The organism is Nonomuraea sp. NPDC003804, from assembly GCF_040610675.1.
In the GTDB taxonomy this organism is placed as follows: domain Bacteria; phylum Actinomycetota; class Actinomycetes; order Streptosporangiales; family Streptosporangiaceae; genus Nonomuraea.
Genome location: NZ_JBEXMT010000059.1, coordinates 1 through 19,261, shown reverse-complemented (window position 1 = coordinate 19,261; position 19,261 = coordinate 1). Strand labels below are relative to the sequence as shown.

Genomic DNA, 19,261 nt, shown 5'->3' with positions numbered 1-19,261 from the left:
GCCACTTCGGGTTCGGCGACTCCAAGAACGTCAGCCCCACCCTGGTTGACTTCGTCGAATCGACCGGCCTGGCCGCCACCCCGGCGGCGGCCGCGCCGGCCCGCAACGTCTTCGTCGACTGTCAGGCCCCCGACGGCGGCTCCGGCAGCGACGCCGCCTCTCCGATCAACGCTCTGGCCGCCGTCAACGCGCTGGAGCTCGGCCCCAAGACGAAGGTCAAGTTCCGGGCCGGGACCGTGTGCGCCGGCCGCCTGGAGCCGAAGGGCTCGGGCAGCGCCGACCACCCGATCGTGTTCACCTCCTACGGCGAGGGCCCCAAGCCGATCATCCAGGGCGACGGCGGTGAGTGGGCCGTCCACCTGGTCGACAACAGCCACGTCACCATCGAGAAGCTGCACATCACCAACCCGGCCCCCACCACCGCCAAGCGGACCGGCATCCAGTACAACTCGACGACCCCCGAGCCGAAGGCCGGGCTGGTCCTGCGTGACCTGGAGATCTCCGACGTCGCCGGCTGGGGTAACAAGACGGGCGCCAACTCCTCCTGGTTCGCCTACTCGGCGGGCATCAGCATCCAGGCGCTGCCCGAGGGCAAGGTCGGCTACCTCGACGGCATCACGATCACGGGCAACTACATCCACGACACCGGCGGCGGTGGCATCAAGATCAGCCGCAAGGGCACGGACTACCACAAGAACGTCTACCTCGCCCGCAACACCATCCGCGCGGTCGGCGGCGACGGCATCGTCGTGCACGCCTCCGACAAGCCGCTGATCGAGCACAACCTGTTCGATGAGGGCGGCGCGGGCAAGTACCCGTACGTCGACGGCAACTTCGCCGGCATGTGGCCGATCAACTCGGTCGACCCCGTCTTCCAGTACAACGAGGTCACCAGGCAGCGGCCCACGATCTTCGACTCCACCGCGTGGGACTGCGACGGCGGCATCAAGGGCTCCTGCGTCTACCAGTACAACTACTCCCACGACAACGCGGGCGGCTTCTATCTCGGCTGCCAGAGCTGCACCGAGTTCCCGAACTACCAGGCGACCGCCATCCTGCGCTTCAACATCGCCCAGGACGACTGCAGGATCGCCGGCAACGCCGCGGGCGACAACCGCAGCCCGCTGTGGATCCACAACAACACCTTCTTCTGCTCCTCGCAGAAGGTGGACTGGGCGGTGCCCACCGGGAACTCCAGGATCGCCAACAACATCATCTACGCCCCGTCGGGCACGCTGCCGGCGGCGCCCGGCATCACCTACGACGCCAACGTCTACTACGGCGGCGTGACCGCGCCCGCCTCGGACGCCGAGGCGATCACCGCCGACCCCGGGCTGGCCGCCCCCGGTACCGCCACCGGCTACGGCGACGTGGACGGCTACAAGCTGGTCGCCGGCTCCCCGGCGCTCGGTTCAGGCTCCCTCGTCGAGGGTGTGGGCGGGCGTGACTACTTCGGCAACCCGGTCGAGGGGAGCGTCTCGCGCGGGGCCTACAACGGCGCCGCCGTACCGGCGGTGGTCCACGAGTCCATCGAGAAGGCCTACAACAACGTCGGCGTCAGCTCCGACCACAACCCCAACACCGGCGGCTTCTCCACCAGCGGCCGTAGCTACTCGGGTCAGGGCCTGGAGAAGGCGGGTCTGGTCCCCGGGGCGACGGTCAGCGTGCTGGGCGCGGACTTCGTCTGGCACCCCCGCCCCTACGGCTGGACCGACAACGTGAAGGCGGCCGGGCAGACCGTCAGGCTCGAGGGCCGCGGCGACCGGCTGGTGCTGCTCGGCGCCGGGGCGTTCAAGGTGCGCGAGGGCGTCTTCACGGTGACCTACACCGACGGCAGCGTCGAGGAGAAGACCGTGCGCTTCGGCGACCAGTGGGACGCGACAGCGCCCGAGGGCGGCGTCGTCGTGGCCCGCGCGACCTACCACAACAGGACCCAGACCAGCTACCGGAACCCGGCCACCGGGCAGACCACCGAGTCGGGCGTGTCGGTGTTCGGCTACGCGGTGCCGCTCGACCCCGCCAAGACCGTCGCCACCGTGACGTTCCCGCAGGGCAGCCCGCTGGCCGACGCCGGCTTCCACGTCTTCGACATGAAGATCGCGAGCTGAGGTCATGAGGAGCGCCACGCCGGGGATCAGGCGCCGCGCCTTCCCGCTCGGCAGGGCGGCCGCCGCGGCGGTCGTGGGCGTCGCCGTCCTGGTCGCCCTGGTCGTGGCGCTCACCCGGGGCGGAGGCGGCACGCCCCCACCGCGGGGCCTGGCCGCCTCCGCGACCGTCTCCGAGGTGCTCGGCCTGCGGCCCGGCGACCGGGTCACCCTGGTCGAGGGCGAGCCGGTGGTGGGGGCCGAGGTGCTGAGGGCGGCCGAGACCGCCCGCGCCGAGGTGCTCTCCGAGTACACCCGGTACGGCCTCACGCTCGGTCCCGGCTTCTGGGACCGGGCGCACGCCGGGGTCACGCCGCGCCGGGCGCTGCGCGACAGGGCGGTGCGCGCGGCCGTCCTCGACAAGGTCAGGCGGGTGTGGGCGCGGGAGGCGGGGCTGCTCGCCGATGTCAGCGAGCAGGGATTCCAGCGTGAGCTCGCCGAGGAGAACGCGCGCCGCGCGCGGGCCGCCCGCGAGGGACGGCCGCTGCCCGGGGTGCCGTCCTACGACGAGCACACCTACGCCGGGGTGCGCGCCGCCGAGCTCGACTCGGCGCTCAGCAAGGTCCACGCCGCCACGCTGGAGCTGTCCGAGCGGCGGCTGCGCGAGCAGTACCGGCTGATGGCGGGTCGGGGCGCCCCGCCGTTCGAGAGGGTCCGCGACAACGTGCGCCAGGCCCTGGTCGCCGAGGAATATCGCAAGGCGCTGCGGGCCCGCGCTGGGTAGCCTGACTTACAGGTACATGGGGGACTGGATCAGGGAACGCATCGTTGACACAGGACGGCTGCCGCTGTTCTGCTTCTTCGTCGCGCTCATCGTGGCCTTCGTCGCCACCCGGATCAACGTCAGGCTCATCCGCGCCAAGATCGGCTGGTTCCGCAACGTCAGCGTCGGCGAGATGCACATCCACCACGTCGTCTTCGGCGTGGTCCTCATGCTGGTCGGCGGCGTCAGCGGACTGGTCGCCGCGGGGTCGGCGGTGGCGGCCGCGGTCTTCGGCGTCGGCGCGGCGCTGGTGCTGGACGAGTTCGCGCTCATCCTCCACCTGCACGACGTGTACTGGGAGGAGGAGGGCCGCACCTCCGTCGACGCCGTCTTCGTCGCGCTCGCCGTCACCGGGCTGCTGCTGATCGGGCTGCGCCCGCTGACCTGGGAGGTCGGCCGCGTCGCCCCATGGTGGCTGCTGCTCGCCAACCTGGCGCTCGCCGTGATCACGCTGCTCAAGGGCAAGATCTGGACGGGCCTGGTGGGCCTGTTCCTGCCTCCGCTGCTGGTGGTCGGCGCGCTGCGGCTGGCCAGGCCCGGCTCGCCCTGGGCGCACTGGTTCTTCGCGGTCAGGTCGCCCCGCAAGATGGCCACGGCGCTGCGCCGCGAGGAGCGCTGGCGCCGGCCGGTGATCAAGGTCAAGATCGCGGTTCAGGAGTTCGTCTCCGGACGGCACGACCTTCCATCGACCCGCAAGAGGCGCACGCATGAATGAGGGCATGTGGTCACCGTGAGAGTTCCCGCGTTCCACGCGCGGCTGATCGAGGCCGCTCCGGACGTCCGCGAGCGCCACGGCCTGCTGCTGGCCGGCGGTCACGCGATGACCGCCCACGGGCTCACCGACCGGCCGGGCGACGACCTCGTGCTGGCCACCGACCGGGGCGTCCCGCTGCCGGAGGTCGCCGCGGAGCTGGCCGCCGAGCTGCGGCGGCACGGCCTGTCGGTGACGCCGGCCGACGCGACCGAGCGGGTGGCGCGGATGGTCGTGCGCGACGAGGCCGGCGGCGAGCGGTGCACGGTCAGCCTGCTCAGGGAGCCGCTCAGGGACCGGCCGCTGGCACTGGAGGGCTACCGGGTGGTCGGCCAGGACGACGCGGTGGGCCTCAAGGTGCGGGCGCTGCACGGGCGGGGCCTGCCCAAGGATTTCGTCGACGTCGCCGCGGCGGCCACCCGCTACTCCTTCCGCGAGCTCGAGCGCCTGGGCGCCGCCTTCGAGGAGGACTGGCTGCTCGACGACCTGATCCAGCGCCTGGAAAGCGTCGACCTGCTGGCCGACGAGGCGTTCATGGCCTACGGCGTCGACGAGGAGCGGCTGCACGAGATCAGGCGCTTCGCCTACGCGTGGGCCGAGGACATCAAGCTTCGCCGCGCCGACGACGGCGACGCGGACCACGACGTCCCCGACGTCCCCGAGATCGACTGAAGGCGCGTCAACTTCGCTTGACTTCCGCCATGCGTCAATCTAGGTTGACGCATGCGCGTACCGCGGCAATCAGGGAAAGGTGGGTGATTTCCCTGAGCGCGCGCGGCCGTGCCGCGACCCAGAATGTCTGTGGACGTATGTGACGGGGACGGAGAAACGTGAGCGGCGACAACCGCGAGACAGCGCAGGCCGCCGAGGGGGAGAAGCCACCCTTCAGGCTCCTGCTGGCCTACCTCGGGCCGCACCGGAAGATCTTAGTCGCCGGCGGGCTGCTCGGCCTGGTCGGCTCGGCCGCGGGACTGGCGATGCCGCTGCTGGCCAAGTACGTGGTCGACGCCTTCGGCGCGGAACGGTCGATGACCGGCCCGCTGATCGCGCTGACGGTCGCCGTCGTCATCGGCGCGGTGGTCTCGGCCGGCGGCAACTACCTGATGGAACGCACCGGCGAGGGCATCGTGCTGGGCGCCAGGCGCAGGCTCGTCGACAGGATGCTGCGGCTGAAGGTCGCCGACGTCGACCGGCTCAAGCCGGGCGACCTGCTGTCGAGGGTCACCGGCGACACCACCCTGCTGCGGTCGGTGCTCACCAACGGCATCGTGGACTCGATCGCCGCGGTGTTCATGCTGATCGGCGCGATCGTCATGATGGCGCTGATGGACGGCGTGCTCCTGCTGGTCACGCTGCTGGTCGTGGTGCTGATCGGCGGCATGACCGCGCTGGTCATGCCGCGCATCCAGCGGGCGCAGCACCAGGCCCAGGAGGCCGTCGGCGAGATGGGCGCGGTGCTCGACCGGGCCCTGCAGGCCTACCGCACGGTCAAGGCGAGCGGCGCGGAGGAGCGCGAGGTCGCCGAGATCGGGGCGGCCGCCGAACGCGCCAAGGACAAGGGGCTGCAGGTGGCCGGCTGGACCTCGCTGGCCGGGGTCTCGACGTGGATGGCGGTGCAGGTCGCCTTCCTGTGCGTGCTGGCCGTCGGCGGCGCCCGCGTCGCCGCCGGCACGCTGGAGGTCTCGGCGCTGATCGCCTTCCTGCTGTACCTGTTCTACCTGGTCGCCCCGATCGGCCAGCTGGTCGAGGGCGCGGTGCAACTGCAGAACGGCCTGGCCGCGCTCAAGCGCATCCGTGAGATCGAGGACCTGCCGGGCGAACCGGCCGGCCAGGACACCCGCGTGGCCCCCGGCGGGGACGAGCCCGTCGGGGTGCGCTTCGAGGACGTGGTGTTCAGCTACGGCGATGACCGGGCGCCGGTCCACCACGGCGTGACCTTCGACGTGCCGCCGGGAGGGCTGACCGCGCTGGTCGGACCGTCGGGCGCGGGCAAGTCCACGGTGTTCGCGCTGGTCGAGCGCTTCTACGAGCACCAGGACGGGCTGATCGAGGTCGGCGGCGTGGACATCCGCGACTGGCCGCTGGAGCGGCTGCGCGCCGCGCTCGGCTATGTCGAGCAGGACGCCCCCGTGCTGGCGGGCACGCTCAGGGAGAACCTGCTGTTCGCCGCGCCGGACGCGACCGAGGACGAGTTGCGCAGGGCGCTGACCCGCACCAGGCTCGACGACCTGGTCGCCAGGCTGCCCGACGGGCTCGAGACGCCGGTCGGCCACCGCGGCGTGCTGCTGTCCGGCGGCGAACGCCAGCGGGTCGCCATCGCGCGGGCGCTGCTGCGCAGGCCGCGACTGCTGCTGATGGACGAGGCCACCTCGCAGCTCGACGCGGTCAACGAGCTCCGCCTGCGTGAGGTGATCGCCGAGGTGGCGAGAGAGACGACGGTGCTGGTGATCGCGCACCGGCTGTCCACCGTCACCAACGCCGATCGCATCGTGGTGATGGAGTCGGGCGGTGTGCGGGCGGTCGGCACCCACGACGAGCTGGTGGGCTCCGACGAGCTCTACCGGGAGCTGGCCGCCACCCAGTTCCTCGTTTCATGATCCACGAAGAGCGAGGGCCGCTGCTCGCAGGGGCGGCCGTCATCCGGCCCGGTGGCGACGAAGCCGTCAGGGTGATGCCGGGCTTCCCTTGCTGATGATCGCGTACGGCTCGCGCGCCCGCGCGGGCCGTACGGCTGCTGGAGACTCCCCTGTATCGCCTCCAGAAACCGTCGTTGTGGACCAGCCGAATGCCCCCTCAGGCGAGATCAAGTCCAGCACTTCGCGCAGCGAAGTGTCATGCAGTTTCAGGCTCACCCGAATAACCCAGCTATGTCGGTATATTTCGGGTCAGCAATTTAACTTTCAGGCTTTTGCAAGCGCCCCCCGCGAGACTGCGACGCATGGCGGGCGGCATATTGCGCATCATTTTCACCGGCGACGACCTCGCACGCGTACGGATCGCCTCACGGGCCGATCCGCTGTGGGAGACGGTGGCCAGCCTGCACCGCTTCCAGGCCGGCGACGGCGGCGCCGCCATGGCCGAATGGCGGCGGCGGGCGCGCGCCAAGCTCGCCGAGACCGGCTTGCTGCAGGACGTGCGCAGGATGCTGGTGCCGCTGGCGCCCCGCGCGGCCTACTTCCCCGACTTCCTCACCCCGATCGAGGCGCAGCAGGGCGTCGAGGAGGGCATCCAGGCCATCCTCGACACGCCGCCCGCCAGGGTGCGGCGCGAGCTCGACCTGCTGCGCGCCCGGCACGGGCTGCCGGCCCACCTGGAGTCGCTCCCCGACGACGGCCCGGCCATGCGCAGGCTGGCCGCGGTCGCGGCCGGGTACTTCCAGACGGCGCTCGGCGAGCACTGGGGCGAGGTGGAGCGGGCCGTCAGCCAGGACCGCGGCACCAGGGTCAGGCACCTGGCCGACGGCGGCGTCGAGGGCATGTTCACCCAGCTGTCGCCCAAGGTCCGGTGGCGCGCCCCCGTCCTGGAGGTCGACTACCCGGCCGGAGACAGGGAACTGCGCCTGCGCGGGCGCGGGCTGACGCTCATCCCCAGCTACTTCTGCAGGACCGCGCCCGTGACACTGGCCGACCCCGGCCTGCCGCCCGTGCTGGTCTACCCGGTGGCGCGCACCGGCGTCGCAGGCCGGAAGACGGGCGGGGACGCGCTGGCCGAACTGCTGGGCAAGACCAGGGCGGCGGTGCTGCGGTGCGTCGGGCTCGCCCCCGGATGCAGCACGACCGAGCTGGCGCGGCGGGCGGGGGTGCCCACCTCCAGCGCCAGCGAGCACGCCCGAGTGCTCCGGCAGGCGGGCTTGATCGTCAGCACCCGGCACGCCAACCTGATGCTGCACCAGATCACCGAATCGGGCGACGCGCTGTTGCGCGGCACCCGCTGACCTGACCCAGGAGGTCGCATGTCGTTCTGGAAGAAGATCGGTCTCGCGCTGGCGGCGGCCGTGGTGGTGCTCTTCGTCGCGCTGGTGGTGGCCGTCTTCGTGCCGGGCGGCTGGAAGTTCTCGCTGGTCCTGGTGGGCCTGCCGGCGCTGGCGGGCTGGATCTGGTGGCAGTGGCTGATGGAGAGCCACCCGGCGGACCGCCGCGACGACGTGCCGCCCCCCGGCTCCCGCTGGGACGAGCGCACGGAGCGGTGGCAGTACCCGGACCGGCCCTGACACGGGGTCGCGGGGTTGTCGACGGGAGCAGGCGTTGTACCCTTCGAGTGACATAGATGAATATGTTCATTCAGGAGGGAAGAGGCATGAGCCGTACCGTGCGCGCGCCGCGAGGCACCACGCTCACCGCCAAGGGCTGGCCGCAGGAGGCCGCGCTCCGGATGCTCCAGAACAATCTGGACCCGGAAGTCGCCGAGCACCCCGAGCAGCTCGTCGTCTACGGAGGCTCGGGCAAGGCCGCGCGCGACTGGCCCTCGTTCGACGCCCTGACCCGCACGCTCACCACCCTGGAAGGTGACGAGACGCTGCTGGTGCAGTCGGGTCGCCCCGTGGGCGTCTTCCGCACCCACGAATGGGCGCCACGCGTCCTCATCGCCAACTCCAACCTCGTTCCCGACTGGGCCAACTGGGAGGAGTTCCGCCGCCTCGAGGCCGCCGGCCTGACCATGTACGGCCAGATGACGGCGGGCTCCTGGATCTACATCGGCACGCAGGGCATCCTCCAGGGCACCTACGAGACCTTCGCCGCGGTGGCCGCCAAGCGCTTCGGCGGCTCGCTGGCCGGGACGATCACCCTGACCGCCGGGCTCGGCGGCATGGGCGGCGCCCAGCCGCTGGCCGTCACCATGAACGGCGGCGTGGCCATCTGCATCGACTGCGACCCGCGCAGCGTCACCCGCCGCATCGAGCACCGCTACCTCGACGTCGAGGCCGCCACCCTCGACGAGGCGCTCCGCCTGGCCTACGAGGCCCGCGACCAGCGCAGGCCGCTGTCCATCGGCGTTGTGGCCAACGCCGCCGAGGCCGTGCCCGAGCTGCTGGCCCGCGGCGCCGAGATCGACATCGTGACCGACCAGACCTCGGCCCACGACCCGCTGATGTACCTGCCGATCGGCGTCGCCTTCGACGACATGGCCGCCGAGCGCGACAAGGACCCCGCCGGGTTCACCACCAGGGCGCGCGAGTCGATGGCCAGGCACGTCGAGGCCATGGTCGGGTTCAAGGACGCGGGCGCGGAGGTCTTCGACTACGGCAACTCCATCCGCGGCGAGGCCCAGCTGGCGGGCTACGCCAGGGCCTTCGACTTCCCCGGCTTCGTGCCCGCCTACATCAGGCCGCTGTTCTGCGAGGGCAAGGGCCCGTTCCGCTGGGCGGCCCTGTCCGGCGACCCCGCCGACATCGCGGCGACCGACAGGGCGATCCTCGAGCTCTTCCCCGAGAACGAGGGGCTGTCCCGGTGGATCAGGATGGCGGGGGAGAAGGTCCACTTCCAGGGCCTGCCCGCGCGGATCTGCTGGCTCGGGTACGGCGAGCGCCACCTGGCCGGCGAGCGCTTCAACGACATGGTGGCCTCGGGCGAGCTCCAGGCGCCGGTCGTCATCGGGCGCGACCACCTTGACTGCGGGTCGGTGGCCTCGCCGTACAGGGAGACGGAGGCCATGGCGGACGGCTCGGACGCGATCGCGGACTGGCCGCTGCTGAACGCGATGCTGAACACGGCGTCGGGCGCCGCCTGGGTGTCCATCCACCACGGCGGCGGGGTGGGCATCGGGCGCTCGATCCACGCGGGGCAGGTGACCGTCGCCGACGGGTCGGCCCTGGCGGGGGAGAAGCTCAACAGGGTGCTCACCAACGACCCGGGCACGGGCGTCATGCGGCACGTCGACGCGGGCTACGACGAGGCGGTGACGGTGGCCGACGAGCGCGGCGTCCGCATCCCGATGCGCGAGTCCTGACGGCCCGCCGGCGCGGGAGCCGGTGGTCACCGGCGGACGTCGTCCACGAGAACGGCGCCGCCGGCAACCGGCCCCGCGTCCTCCCGGAGAGCGCCGCCGCTCGCCCCGCACGACGCGCCGGCGGTCACCGGCGGACGTCCTGCGGGGCCGAGCCGGGCTTCGGGGACAGAGTGCCCTTACCCGGGTGACGGGAAGGGGTTGGGCAGGTCGGTGTGTTGGAGGTGGCGTGAGGGACGGACTTGAGGGGCTGCTGGACGGCAGGCGCCTGTCGCCCGTGCAGCGGCGGATCGCGCACTACCTGTCCGACCACCTGGACGAGGCGATCTTCCTGTCCAGCGTGGAGCTGGCCGAGCGGGCGGGCGTGAGCCAGCCCTCGGTGACCAGGTTCGCGATGGTGCTGGGCTTCGGCGGCTACCCCGAGCTGCGGCAGGCCCTGCGGCCTCTCGTGCTCGGCGGCAGGCCCGAGGGCGGCAGCCTGCTCAGGGGCGCGATCGACGACGAGATCCGCAACCTCACGCTGATCCGCGACCGCCTGAACGGCCTGCCGCTCAAGGAGCTGGGCGAGTCGCTGGCCGCCGCCGAACCGCTGCCGGTGCTCGGGCTGCGCGTCTCCTCCGGGCTCGCGACCACGTTCGCCTACTTCGCCAGGCGCGTCCACCCCGACGTCCGCCTGCTCGTCCACGGCGGCTCCGAGCTGGTCGACGGGCTGCACGCGGCCCGCAGGGCGGGCGCCGAATGGGTGTTCGCGGTGGTCCTGCCGCGATATCCAGCCGAAACCGTGCACGCGCTGGAGTACGCGGCCAAGCTCGGGCTCAGGACGGCGGTGATCACCGACCGGCCGGGCTTCCCCGCCGACGTCGTGCTGGACGCGCCGGTCGGGGAGCGGCTGGTGTTCGACTCCCACGCGGCCCCGCTCGCCCTGGCCATGGCGCTGGTGGAGGCGATGGCCGACGCCGCGCCGCTGCGGACGCAGGCCAGGCTCGAGGAGTACGAGCGGATGACGGAGGAGACGGGCACGTTCCTGTCAGCCGGCGAGCCTGCGTAGGGAGCGGACCGACAGGGTGACGGTCACCGCCGCGAGGGCGAGCATGATGCCGAACGCCAGGGGGATCGACAGGTCGGTCAGCGTGCCGGCGAACAGGGCGCGTCCCGCTTCGACGGGGTGGTAGAAGGGTGTGAACCAGGCGACCTTCTCCAGCCAGTCGGGGCCGAGCGCCATGGGCAGCAGCGCGCCCGACAGCAGCATCAGCGGCAGGGCGAAGAACTGCATGATCTGGCCCATCGCGTTCTCGTCGCGCAGGCCGAGCGCCAGGCCGTAGGCGACGCCGGAGGCGAACAGGCCGGTGACGCCGAGCAGCAGCAGCATGAGGATCAGGCCGGGCAGGCCGATGCGCAGCCCCATCAGCAGCGCGATGAGGATCACCGCCAGCGACTGGATCATGAGGGCGACCACGTCGCGCAGCATCCGGCCGAGCACGATCGCGGGCCGCCACGCGGGGCTGACCGCGATCCGCTCCAGCACGCCGCTGCGGATCTCGTAGATGGTGCCGTAGGCGACGCCCATCGAGCCGAACAGCGCGGTGATCACCAGCATGCCGGGCGCGAAGGAGGTCAGCGCCTGGCCCATGTCGCCCTGGAAGGCCATGCCCGCGTAGAGCGGCGCGAACAGCAGCAGGTACATCACCGGCTGGATGATGCCGAACAGCGGCCAGACGGGGTTGCGCAGGGTGTTCCTGACCTCGTGGCCGAAGAACAGGGACGTGTCGCGGATCATGCGGCGGCTCCGGTGTCGCGCAGGGACCGGCCGGTCTTGGCCAGGAAGACGTCGTCGAGCGTGGCCCGCTCGAGCGCGATCGAGCGCAGGGAGAGGCCCTCGGCCTCCAGCGTGCGCAGCAGCGCCGGCAGCGCGTGCTCGCCGTCGTCGACGTAGACGCGCAGCATGCCCTCGCCGACGCGGGTCCGCTTGGCCAGCGGGCCCAGCACCCGGGCGGCCTCGTCCAGTTCGTCGAGCCTGAGGGTGACCACGTCGCCGGACACCGACCGCTTCAGCTCGGCCGGCGTGCCCTCGGCCACCACGACGCCGTGGTCCACGATCGCGAGGCGGTCGCACAGGGCGTCGGCCTCCTCCAGGTAGTGCGTGCTCAGCAGGACGCTGGTGCCCCGCTCGCGCAGCTCCCTGATCCGGTCCCAGAGGTTGGCGCGGTTCTGCGGGTCGAGGCCGGTGGTCGGCTCGTCGAGGAACAGCAGCGGAGGGCTGTGGACCAGCCCGAGGGCGATGGCGACGCGGCGCTTCTGGCCGCCGGAGAGGGTACGGCCGGGCCGGTCGGCGATCTCGGCGAGGTCCATCTTCCTGAGGATCTCGTCGGCCGCACCCGCCGGGTCGGGCACGCCGTAGATCTTGGCGGCGAACACGACCTGCGCGCGGGGGGTGTTCTGCTCCTCCACCCCGCCGGCCTGGCTGACGTAGCCGAGCTTGCGCCGGATCGCGCCCGGCTCCTTGACCAGGTCGTGCCCGGCGATCCTGGCGGTTCCCCCGTCGGGGAGGATGAGGGTGGCGAGCATCCTGATCGTGGTGGTCTTGCCCGACCAGGAGTTTTGACAGTTCTTCGCGATAGAATGAGATCAGCGATCACGCAACAGAGGGAGGAACGGACATGACCAAGCGAGCGGGCATCCTCGCCAGGATCAGCGACGCCGACGACACCAAAGGCGTGGACGACCAGGTCAAGGACATGCGGGCGTTCGTCGCCCGGCGCGGGTGGAGGCTGGCCGAGGAACACGTGTTGGTGGAGAACGACACCAGCGCGTTCAAGCGCCGCAAGATCAAGCTTCCGAATGGGCGAACCGAGCTGCGCACGGTGCGGCCCAAGTTCCGTCGCGCGCTGGAGGTGCTGGCCGCGCGTCAGATTGACGTACTTGTGGTGTTGGATCTTGACCGTCTGGCTCGCCAGCCGCGCGATCTCGAAGACCTGATTGACGTGGTCGAGGAGTCCAAGTTCGCGGTGACGTGCGAGAGCCTGACCGGCTCCTGCCAGTTGACCAGCGACGCGGGTATCACCATGGCGCGTGTCATGTGCGCGATGTCCAACAAGGCGAGCAAGGACACCGCGCGACGGGTGAGCCGTGCGCGTCTGCGTCAGGCCGAGGCGGGGCAGTTCGGCGGCGGTCCCCGCCCCTATGGGTTCGAGGCGGACGGGGTCACCGTCCGGCCGGAGGAAGCCGCAGAGATCGTGAAGATGTCCAATCTGGTGCTGTTGCCGAACTTCGGCAAGCCGAAGGGACCGAGCTGTAAGAGCATCGCGTGTGATCTTCGCGAGCGAGGCATTCCCAGCGCCAACGGGTTGCCCTGGCGCGCCACCACCGTTCGTGATGTGCTGCTGCGGCCCCGCAATGCCGCCCTCATGGTGCACAAGCCCGGCGAGGGACGTAAGCGGTATGCGCCCGAAGACGTGGTTGCTCGCGCCCCGTGGGATGCGATCATCAGCGAGGACGCGTTTTGGACGATCACTGCCAAGCTGAATGATCCAGCCCGCACGACCACGCCCGGACCGGCCGCCCGCTGGTTGGGTAGCGGCACCTACCGATGCCCCTGCGGTGAGACCACCCGCGTACACAGCGCGGGCGACAGGGCCGACCGGCCGGTGTATCGATGCCAGAGCGGCGGCAAGGGACACGCCACCTGCCCGCAAGCCGAGCTGGATGAGTGGGTGGAAACGGTGGCTATCACGATCTTGGCCAGGGACGCCGCCGACCTGGTCATCCCGCCGACGAGCGGGGTGGACGTGACGGCTCTGCGCACGGAGTTGATCGCCCTGCGTCAGCGCAAGATCCAGTTGACCGAGGACTACTCGGCGATGCTGATCGAGCGGCCCGAGTATCTGGCCGGGCTCAAGCGCGCCAAGCTCAGGATCGAGGAGATCGAGCGCGCCCTTGACGATGTCGCCGACGCCTCCCCGCTGGCACCCTTCGTCGGGGTCGATACCGAGCACGCGGCCCGTAAGGTGTGGAAGGGGTTGGGGGTCAGCGCCCGCCGCGAGGTGATCAAGGCGATCATGACCGTGACCTTGAAGCCGACCGGCCGGGGCAAGCGCCCGCACATCACCGACCGCGTGATCATCGACCCGATCACCCCGGCCCCGCAGGAATAGCCGTCTCTGCTCACGGGTGTGCCCCCGCCGAGTCCTAGACGGCAGGGGCACCCCAGTGATCACCCTAATCCCCGCTTCTCAGCACCAGCGCCAACCGGTCCCGCTGATCTTGCGTCAGCCGGGGCCAACGCGCGACCAGCGCCCGAGCGCACGCAACAAGATCAGTCTTGTCCTCCGGCTCCCGCTCCTGCACGAGCCCCGAACCCTCATCCGCCCTTGCCTGCCCCTGCCCGCTGACCGCCTCAGCCGCCGTGGCGTGCCACCTCCTCTGGCCATCCCGCCCACCCGCCCTCGGGCAGCGGTGGCTGACCTCCGGATCGCGGCCGGCCGATGATCACAGGGGAGAAGAACCGAACCCCGAAGCGGCGCCTACGGCACGCCTTCCCGATGGCGGCCCTCACGCCGACCCCTGACCGAGCTGTGTCGCAGCCTCACCCCGGTGCGGGCTTGGCCCACGCGCCCCGCCGTTGCCGAAAGAATGACCCCCTTCCTCTGCCGTGCCCGCTTGCGCGATCAGCTCCCGGCCGCGTTGCCGCTCGGCGACCATCCGCAGCAACCGCATCGCCAGCGACCCCAGACGCGGGTCATCCGGCTTGAGCTGCTGCCACACATACCGGCCCGGATCGCTCCCCTCCTGATCGGCGATGCCGAGCGCCTCCAGCACCCAGGCCCGCCGCGCCCGCTGATAGCCGCCCAGCGTCTTGCCCGTCCACTTGCGCGAGACCAGCACCCGCCGCCCGGCATAGCCGAGATAGGCCGCCCGATGCGCCTTGCCCCGGCACAACCCCGGCACCATCCCCGCACGCGCGTTCTTCGGCTGCACCCCGAAACGCAGCCAGTTCGCGCACCCAGGCGAACACGGCTCCCACCGCAGCACCTCCAACAGCCGCCGCGCATGAGCCCGCCGAGCCCGTACCGCCCGCTTGCCGTCCGCCCCTTCTCCCGGGTCCTCGTTGAGCGGATTCCCCAGGCTCTTGGTCAGGTACTTGGTGAGATAGCGGACCCGCATGTCCGCATCCGGTGTCCCGGCCAGCACGCCTTGAATGTCAGCCTGCTCGCCGAAGCGGATCAGGTGCAGCGGTGTGGCGTCCGGGTCGGCCCCCAGGGCGTCTAACGCCTGCTCCCACGTGGGCAGCACCTCACCCGTGGCCGGATCGAGGTAGCCCACCTCTTCCCGCCACACCGGCAGGTGATCACCCTCGAAGACGACCACCCCGGTCGGCGGCCACCACACCTGGTGGTAGGTGGCCGCGATGACCCGCCGCAGCTCAGCACGCGGGATCGTGCCCCTGATCGCCATGTGCAGATGCGGAGCCAGCCGCCGCTGCGGCTCCACACTCGCGAAGTACTGCACCTCGAACCCGGCCACCCGCCGCAGGTTCTGCACCAGCCGATCCACCAGCTTGGCGAAGTGCAGCGCATCACGCGCCGCCCGCTGATAGTCGTAGCCGTCCGGATCGACCGGCGCGCCGTCCTTGACCCGGCCGTAGGACGGCAGCGTCAACGTCACGAACAGCGACGGCCGAAACACCTTGCCGTCCCGCCCGGTGAACGTCCGGCCCAGCGTGGTCGCCCGCATCACCCGCTTGGGTAAGGCCGGAGCGTCCTGCCGCCGCCGCGTGGAGCGCACCCGCCGAGACGAGACAGCCCCCGCTGTCCCGTCGCCGCTTGCGGCCTGCGCCTCCCCCGACGCGTCACCGCCGTCCGGCCAGACGCCCAAGGCGCGCATCTCCGCCTCATGCCCGGCCAGCGCCGCCGCCCAGTCGCCCGCCTCCTCCGCCCGGCCTGCCGCCATCGCGGCATCGCGCAGCCCGTGAAGCTCGTCCCGGAACTGACGCAGCCAAGCCCGTTCATCCTCGTCCACCTCACGAGCGGGCACGATCGCCGCATCGCCCGCCGTCTCGCCGCTTGCTCCCTCTGACGTGCCGTTCCGGTCCGAGCCCGCCGCAGGCTCGATCTCCGGTTCGGCCTCCAGGTGCCAGCCCTCCCAGCACTGCGCCGCCCGCAACTGCCGCATCCGCTTGGCGCACGGCGGACACTTGCTCTCCAGCCTGGCCCCGCACGCCACGTTCACCACCCGATCAGCCTCGCTATGCCGATCGGTCACCCGGAAGGCCAGCGGCCGGATACACACCCCGGCATCGATCGCGACCTGCCGGGCCGTCTCCAGCTCCAGCAGTCCCGCCTCAGCCAGCGCCCCCAGTGCCCCCGCTCGCGCGCCAGCCCGCGCCCCGTCGTACCCGCTATCGCTCAAGCGGCCCCCCAAGCATCGGCGCCGCTGTCCCGCCCGGTGTCGTGCTCGTCTGCCTCCCAGGCGCCCCAGACGCCGTACCGCTCGTCGGTCAGGTCCTCGTCCAGGTCCTCACCGAACTCCTCCCGGAACGCCGCCCGCAGGCAGACGCGGTCCAGGTCCTCGCCGTATGGCCAGTCGTCGTCACCGCCCAGCCGCGCGGCCACCTCCTCGACCGCGTCGCCGAAGTCGTACTCCCGGCCGACCATTGCCCGGTGCCCGCACTCCCGGCACTCCACGATCAGCCGGACCTCGTCCTGCCACAGGCTCCCCTCAGTGCCGCACAGCGCGCACCGAAGCCCATCCAGGGCCACCCAGATCGTCATAGGGCACCACCCCCTTCCTCGTCGCCCGCCTTGCGCCGACCGTTCCGCTTGCCGCCGTCCATCTCGCCGCCTTCTTCGCCCGTGCCGCCGTCTGTCCCGTCTGGTTGGCCGCCACCGCAGCCGCCGTCTTCCTCGCCATCACCGTCGTCATCACGGCCTCCTCGCTTGTCCATGGGCACGCAGTAGCGCGCCACCATCTGCCTGATATCGCCGTCGCTGACGTAGGCCGCCCGCACCCGCACCGGGTCGGGGCTGTTCTCCAGTCGCACGTAACCGATCCCGGCCCCCACCGCCGGGTCATCCGGGTCACGCGGGATCTGATCGGCCAGCGCGCCCCGATCCCGCGCGCCGTCACCGAGGACCATGTCCACCTGCTCCGGCTCGTCCAGCCTGAGCGCCACCCGGTCCGGGAACAGGTTGCGGATCGCCAGCACGTCCTTTCGCGGATCTTGCAGCAGCGCCATGACCGCGAACCCGGCCGCCCGGCCCTGCGTGGTCAGCGTGGACAGCGCCGCCAGGATGCGCGCCTTCAACTGCCGGTCGGCCTGGTAGGCGGTCAGGAACGCCACCTCATCCACGATCACCAGCACGAACGGGTCATCTGTGGTGGGGGTGTGGCTTCGCTGCACACCCGCATACCGCCCGGCCCGCTCCTGCATCCAGGTCACGGCCAGCTCCAGCAGTTCGGCGCACTGCTCGGGGGTCGCGGCATAGCGGGTGAAGAGCTGTTGGCCGAACGACAGCTCCATCAGCTTGGGGTCCAGCCCCCACAGCTGCACCAGCCCCGCCTCCTGCGCGGGCAGCAGCGCCCGCACAACCGACCACAGCCACGACCCCTTCCCAGCCCCGGTCGCCCCCGCGACCAGCACATGCGTGCCGTGAATCTTCAGCCGGAACGGCCGCCCCTCCTCATCCAGACCGATCTCCACCGCCCCGACCACCGGCCGACGCGGGATCGGCCGCGCCGTGATCGTGACCGCCAGCAGATCAGCCCGAGGGAAGGACAGCAGCAGCCACCCCGGCCGGATCACCGACACCCGGCAGGAAACCGCGCCGAACCCGTGCGCGAGATTGGGCGAACGATCCGCCCACAACTCATCCGACTGACCCGCCAGCATCTTGACCGTGACCCGGTCGGCCAGCCTCGTGGACCGCACCCGCCGCACGTCGGGCACGTAGGCGCGGCCCCAGAACGAGCCGCCCAGCCCGGCCCCGACCAGCACCGCCCGCCAGTGACGCCGGTACACCCACATCCAGCGTGCCCAGCTCACCAGCGGCCAGCCGACCCACCGGCCGTAGCTCGCCGCATCGGCAAGCGCCCAGCAGGCACTACCGAGCCCGAAGGTCACGTAGGCGGCGACCAGAGCGCGCCAGCCCGCCAGATACCACAGCGCTCCGGCCGACCCGGTCACCGCGCAGGCGACCGGGTGACGGACTAGAGTCTTGATCGTTCCGGAGATCAGCCGCCACAGCCAGACGACGATGACCACGATCGCCGGGGTCTTGACCACGGTCGGCCGCCACACCACCGACGTCTCCGGCCGGGTCGCGACGATGTTGTCTACCTCTGCACCGGGAAGTTTGCGCAACACTTGGGGCACCACCTCCTTTGACCAGGCCGTCCACGCCGACCCCGGCCCGCCGCACGGCAGGAAGGGACGACGAAGACGACGAACCGCGACGACCGCGCACGCGGTCGCCGACCTCGCCAAAAGTGATCTGTGTGTATGCGGATAGCGCGCGCCCACAGCCGCAGCACCGCCGACACCCGCCCCGCATAGAGCGGATGCCGACGACGCCGCATCACGGCTGAATCTGTGTGTGTCCGGGTCCTCTTGCGCGCCCCGATGCCCGGCCCCCAAGGGGCCTCACCGCGACCAGCGCGGCCTACCCTGCCGGGCTTCCTCGACGCGGCTCTACCGCGCCATCAAATACGCGTCTCCCTCAACACGGGATCGCGACCACTTTCACCCGCCCGCGCCCCACCGGCAAGGCGAGCAATCCGCCCGCTACGACGTAGCGGCCTTAGCGCCCGAAGCCTTCGACGGGCTGACCGCCGCTCGCAGGCCCCGCGCCTTGAACGAATACGCCAACCGGTTGGAGGCGTTCACGTACGGGGTCACCATCAACCCCTCGAACTCCACCGGCACCAGCGCCAGCCCCAACGCGGCCAACGCCGCAGGAGCTTCCGGAATCACCGGCTCAACCGGCGAAAGAATCTTCACAGCGACCGACTTAGCGGACGCTTTCACCGAAGGGTCCCCGTCCATGACCGGGACCTGCCACATCAGCTCATTAGTGAGCTTGTCCCGAGCCGGGACCGGCTTACTCGGCGTGCTTGCCTCGAAATCGAGTACTGGACTCACGTCCCCGACCACGTAACATCCGTGGGGGAACACTAGCTCGTGTGGAACCGGTATCGGCCCCTGTAGCAAGTGACACCACCTCCTCCGGTCGATTGGTCTGGCCTATAGAGAACGAACGAGCCACCGCCAAAGTTCCCGGACCCTGCGATTATTTCCACGAAATTCGCGGCTTTCTCAAGGCTTATTCCAGCCGATCCGAAAAAGACCTATCCGGATGACCGTGGCGGGGAGCCTGTCTGCGCTAGAAGGATGACACCCCGCCACGAGATGATCATTCCGGAGTGGGTGATCACGCACTCTTTTCTATCAGCGCACCCGCCGCAATCATCGGGTTGCAGGACAAAGCGCACAGCCGGAGACTCTCAAGATCGCATGTCGCCCAGTCCGCATTGCCGAATTGTTCTCATAGAAATCAAGGCGGACCGCCCAAGGGCGGCCCGCGCGGGCGGCCCAACCGGCCGCCCTCCCCGGCCGGGCATGCGGCCTGGGGGCCGGTCCCGGCCGGGAGCGGCCAGGCCGCCCGCAAC

The 19,261-nt window shown here is 70.9% G+C and carries 16 protein-coding genes; 10 read left to right on the top strand and 6 right to left on the bottom strand.

What is annotated here, in order from left to right; genetic code table 11:
• The 9 genes from ABZX22_RS43885 to ABZX22_RS43845 form a co-directional block, all read left to right on the top strand.
• The coding region (locus tag ABZX22_RS43885) for a right-handed parallel beta-helix repeat-containing protein (RefSeq protein ID WP_354922885.1) at positions 1-2,108 on the top strand (2,108 nt) is incomplete at its 5' end.
• Between the two features lie 4 nt (positions 2,109-2,112).
• A complete protein-coding gene (locus ABZX22_RS43880) occupies positions 2,113-2,868 on the top strand; it encodes a hypothetical protein (protein ID WP_354922882.1) in 756 nt (251 codons plus the stop codon).
• Between the two features lie 16 nt (positions 2,869-2,884).
• On the top strand, positions 2,885-3,622 hold the full coding sequence (locus ABZX22_RS43875) for a hypothetical protein (protein WP_354922879.1): 738 nt from the start codon (positions 2,885-2,887) through the stop codon (positions 3,620-3,622).
• A gap of 6 nt (positions 3,623-3,628) precedes the next feature.
• Complete coding sequence (locus ABZX22_RS43870) at positions 3,629-4,330, top strand: hypothetical protein (RefSeq protein WP_354922876.1); 702 nt, start codon at positions 3,629-3,631, stop codon at positions 4,328-4,330.
• Positions 4,331-4,488: 158 nt separating this feature from the next.
• Entirely contained in the window at positions 4,489-6,255 is a 1,767-nt protein-coding gene (locus ABZX22_RS43865; protein ID WP_354922873.1) for an ABC transporter ATP-binding protein, read from the top strand.
• Between the two features lie 341 nt (positions 6,256-6,596).
• Entirely contained in the window at positions 6,597-7,592 is a 996-nt protein-coding gene (locus ABZX22_RS43860) for a helix-turn-helix domain-containing protein (protein ID WP_354922871.1), read from the top strand.
• Between the two features lie 18 nt (positions 7,593-7,610).
• Positions 7,611-7,868: a hypothetical protein gene (locus ABZX22_RS43855; protein ID WP_354922869.1), complete on the top strand. Its 258-nt coding sequence runs from the start codon at positions 7,611-7,613 to the stop codon at positions 7,866-7,868.
• An 86-nt stretch (positions 7,869-7,954) separates the two neighbouring features.
• The gene (gene hutU / locus ABZX22_RS43850; RefSeq protein WP_354922866.1) at positions 7,955-9,604 is read left to right on the top strand and encodes a urocanate hydratase; all 1,650 of its coding nucleotides are present in this window, start codon (positions 7,955-7,957) and stop codon (positions 9,602-9,604) included.
• Positions 9,605-9,830: 226 nt separating this feature from the next.
• Positions 9,831-10,649, top strand: a complete 819-nt coding sequence (locus ABZX22_RS43845; protein WP_354922863.1) for a MurR/RpiR family transcriptional regulator — start codon at positions 9,831-9,833, stop codon at positions 10,647-10,649.
• Here ABZX22_RS43845 and ABZX22_RS43840 read toward each other — a convergent pair.
• Positions 10,629-11,378 carry an ABC transporter permease gene (locus ABZX22_RS43840; RefSeq protein ID WP_354922860.1) on the bottom strand — a complete coding sequence of 250 codons (750 nt, stop codon included), beginning with the start codon at positions 11,376-11,378 and terminating at the stop codon, positions 10,629-10,631. The two genes, ABZX22_RS43845 and ABZX22_RS43840, sit on opposite strands and share 21 nt — an antisense overlap.
• Positions 11,375-12,217, bottom strand: coding sequence for an ATP-binding cassette domain-containing protein (locus ABZX22_RS43835; RefSeq protein WP_354922890.1), 843 nt, complete (start codon positions 12,215-12,217; stop codon positions 11,375-11,377). Before ABZX22_RS43835 ends, ABZX22_RS43840 begins: the two co-directional genes overlap by 4 nt.
• 41 nt (positions 12,218-12,258) lie before the next feature.
• Between ABZX22_RS43835 and ABZX22_RS43830 the strand changes: the two genes are divergently transcribed.
• A complete protein-coding gene (locus ABZX22_RS43830; RefSeq protein WP_354922857.1) occupies positions 12,259-13,752 on the top strand; it encodes a recombinase family protein in 1,494 nt (497 codons plus the stop codon).
• 397 nt (positions 13,753-14,149) lie between these two features.
• Here the strand turns inward: ABZX22_RS43830 and ABZX22_RS43825 are convergent, their stop codons facing one another.
• The 4 genes from ABZX22_RS43825 to ABZX22_RS43810 form a co-directional block, all read right to left on the bottom strand.
• Positions 14,150-15,922, bottom strand: coding sequence for a replication initiator (locus ABZX22_RS43825; protein WP_354922888.1), 1,773 nt, complete (start codon positions 15,920-15,922; stop codon positions 14,150-14,152).
• 80 nt (positions 15,923-16,002) lie between these two features.
• Positions 16,003-16,368: a hypothetical protein gene (locus ABZX22_RS43820; protein ID WP_354922854.1), complete on the bottom strand. Its 366-nt coding sequence runs from the start codon at positions 16,366-16,368 to the stop codon at positions 16,003-16,005.
• The gene (locus ABZX22_RS43815; protein WP_354922851.1) at positions 16,365-18,116 is read right to left on the bottom strand and encodes an FtsK/SpoIIIE domain-containing protein; all 1,752 of its coding nucleotides are present in this window, start codon (positions 18,114-18,116) and stop codon (positions 16,365-16,367) included. The genes ABZX22_RS43820 and ABZX22_RS43815 overlap by 4 nt, the downstream gene beginning before the upstream one ends.
• Positions 18,117-18,377: 261 nt before the next feature.
• A complete protein-coding gene (locus ABZX22_RS43810; RefSeq protein ID WP_354922848.1) occupies positions 18,378-18,593 on the bottom strand; it encodes a hypothetical protein in 216 nt (71 codons plus the stop codon).
• Positions 18,594-19,261 lie beyond the last annotated feature (668 nt).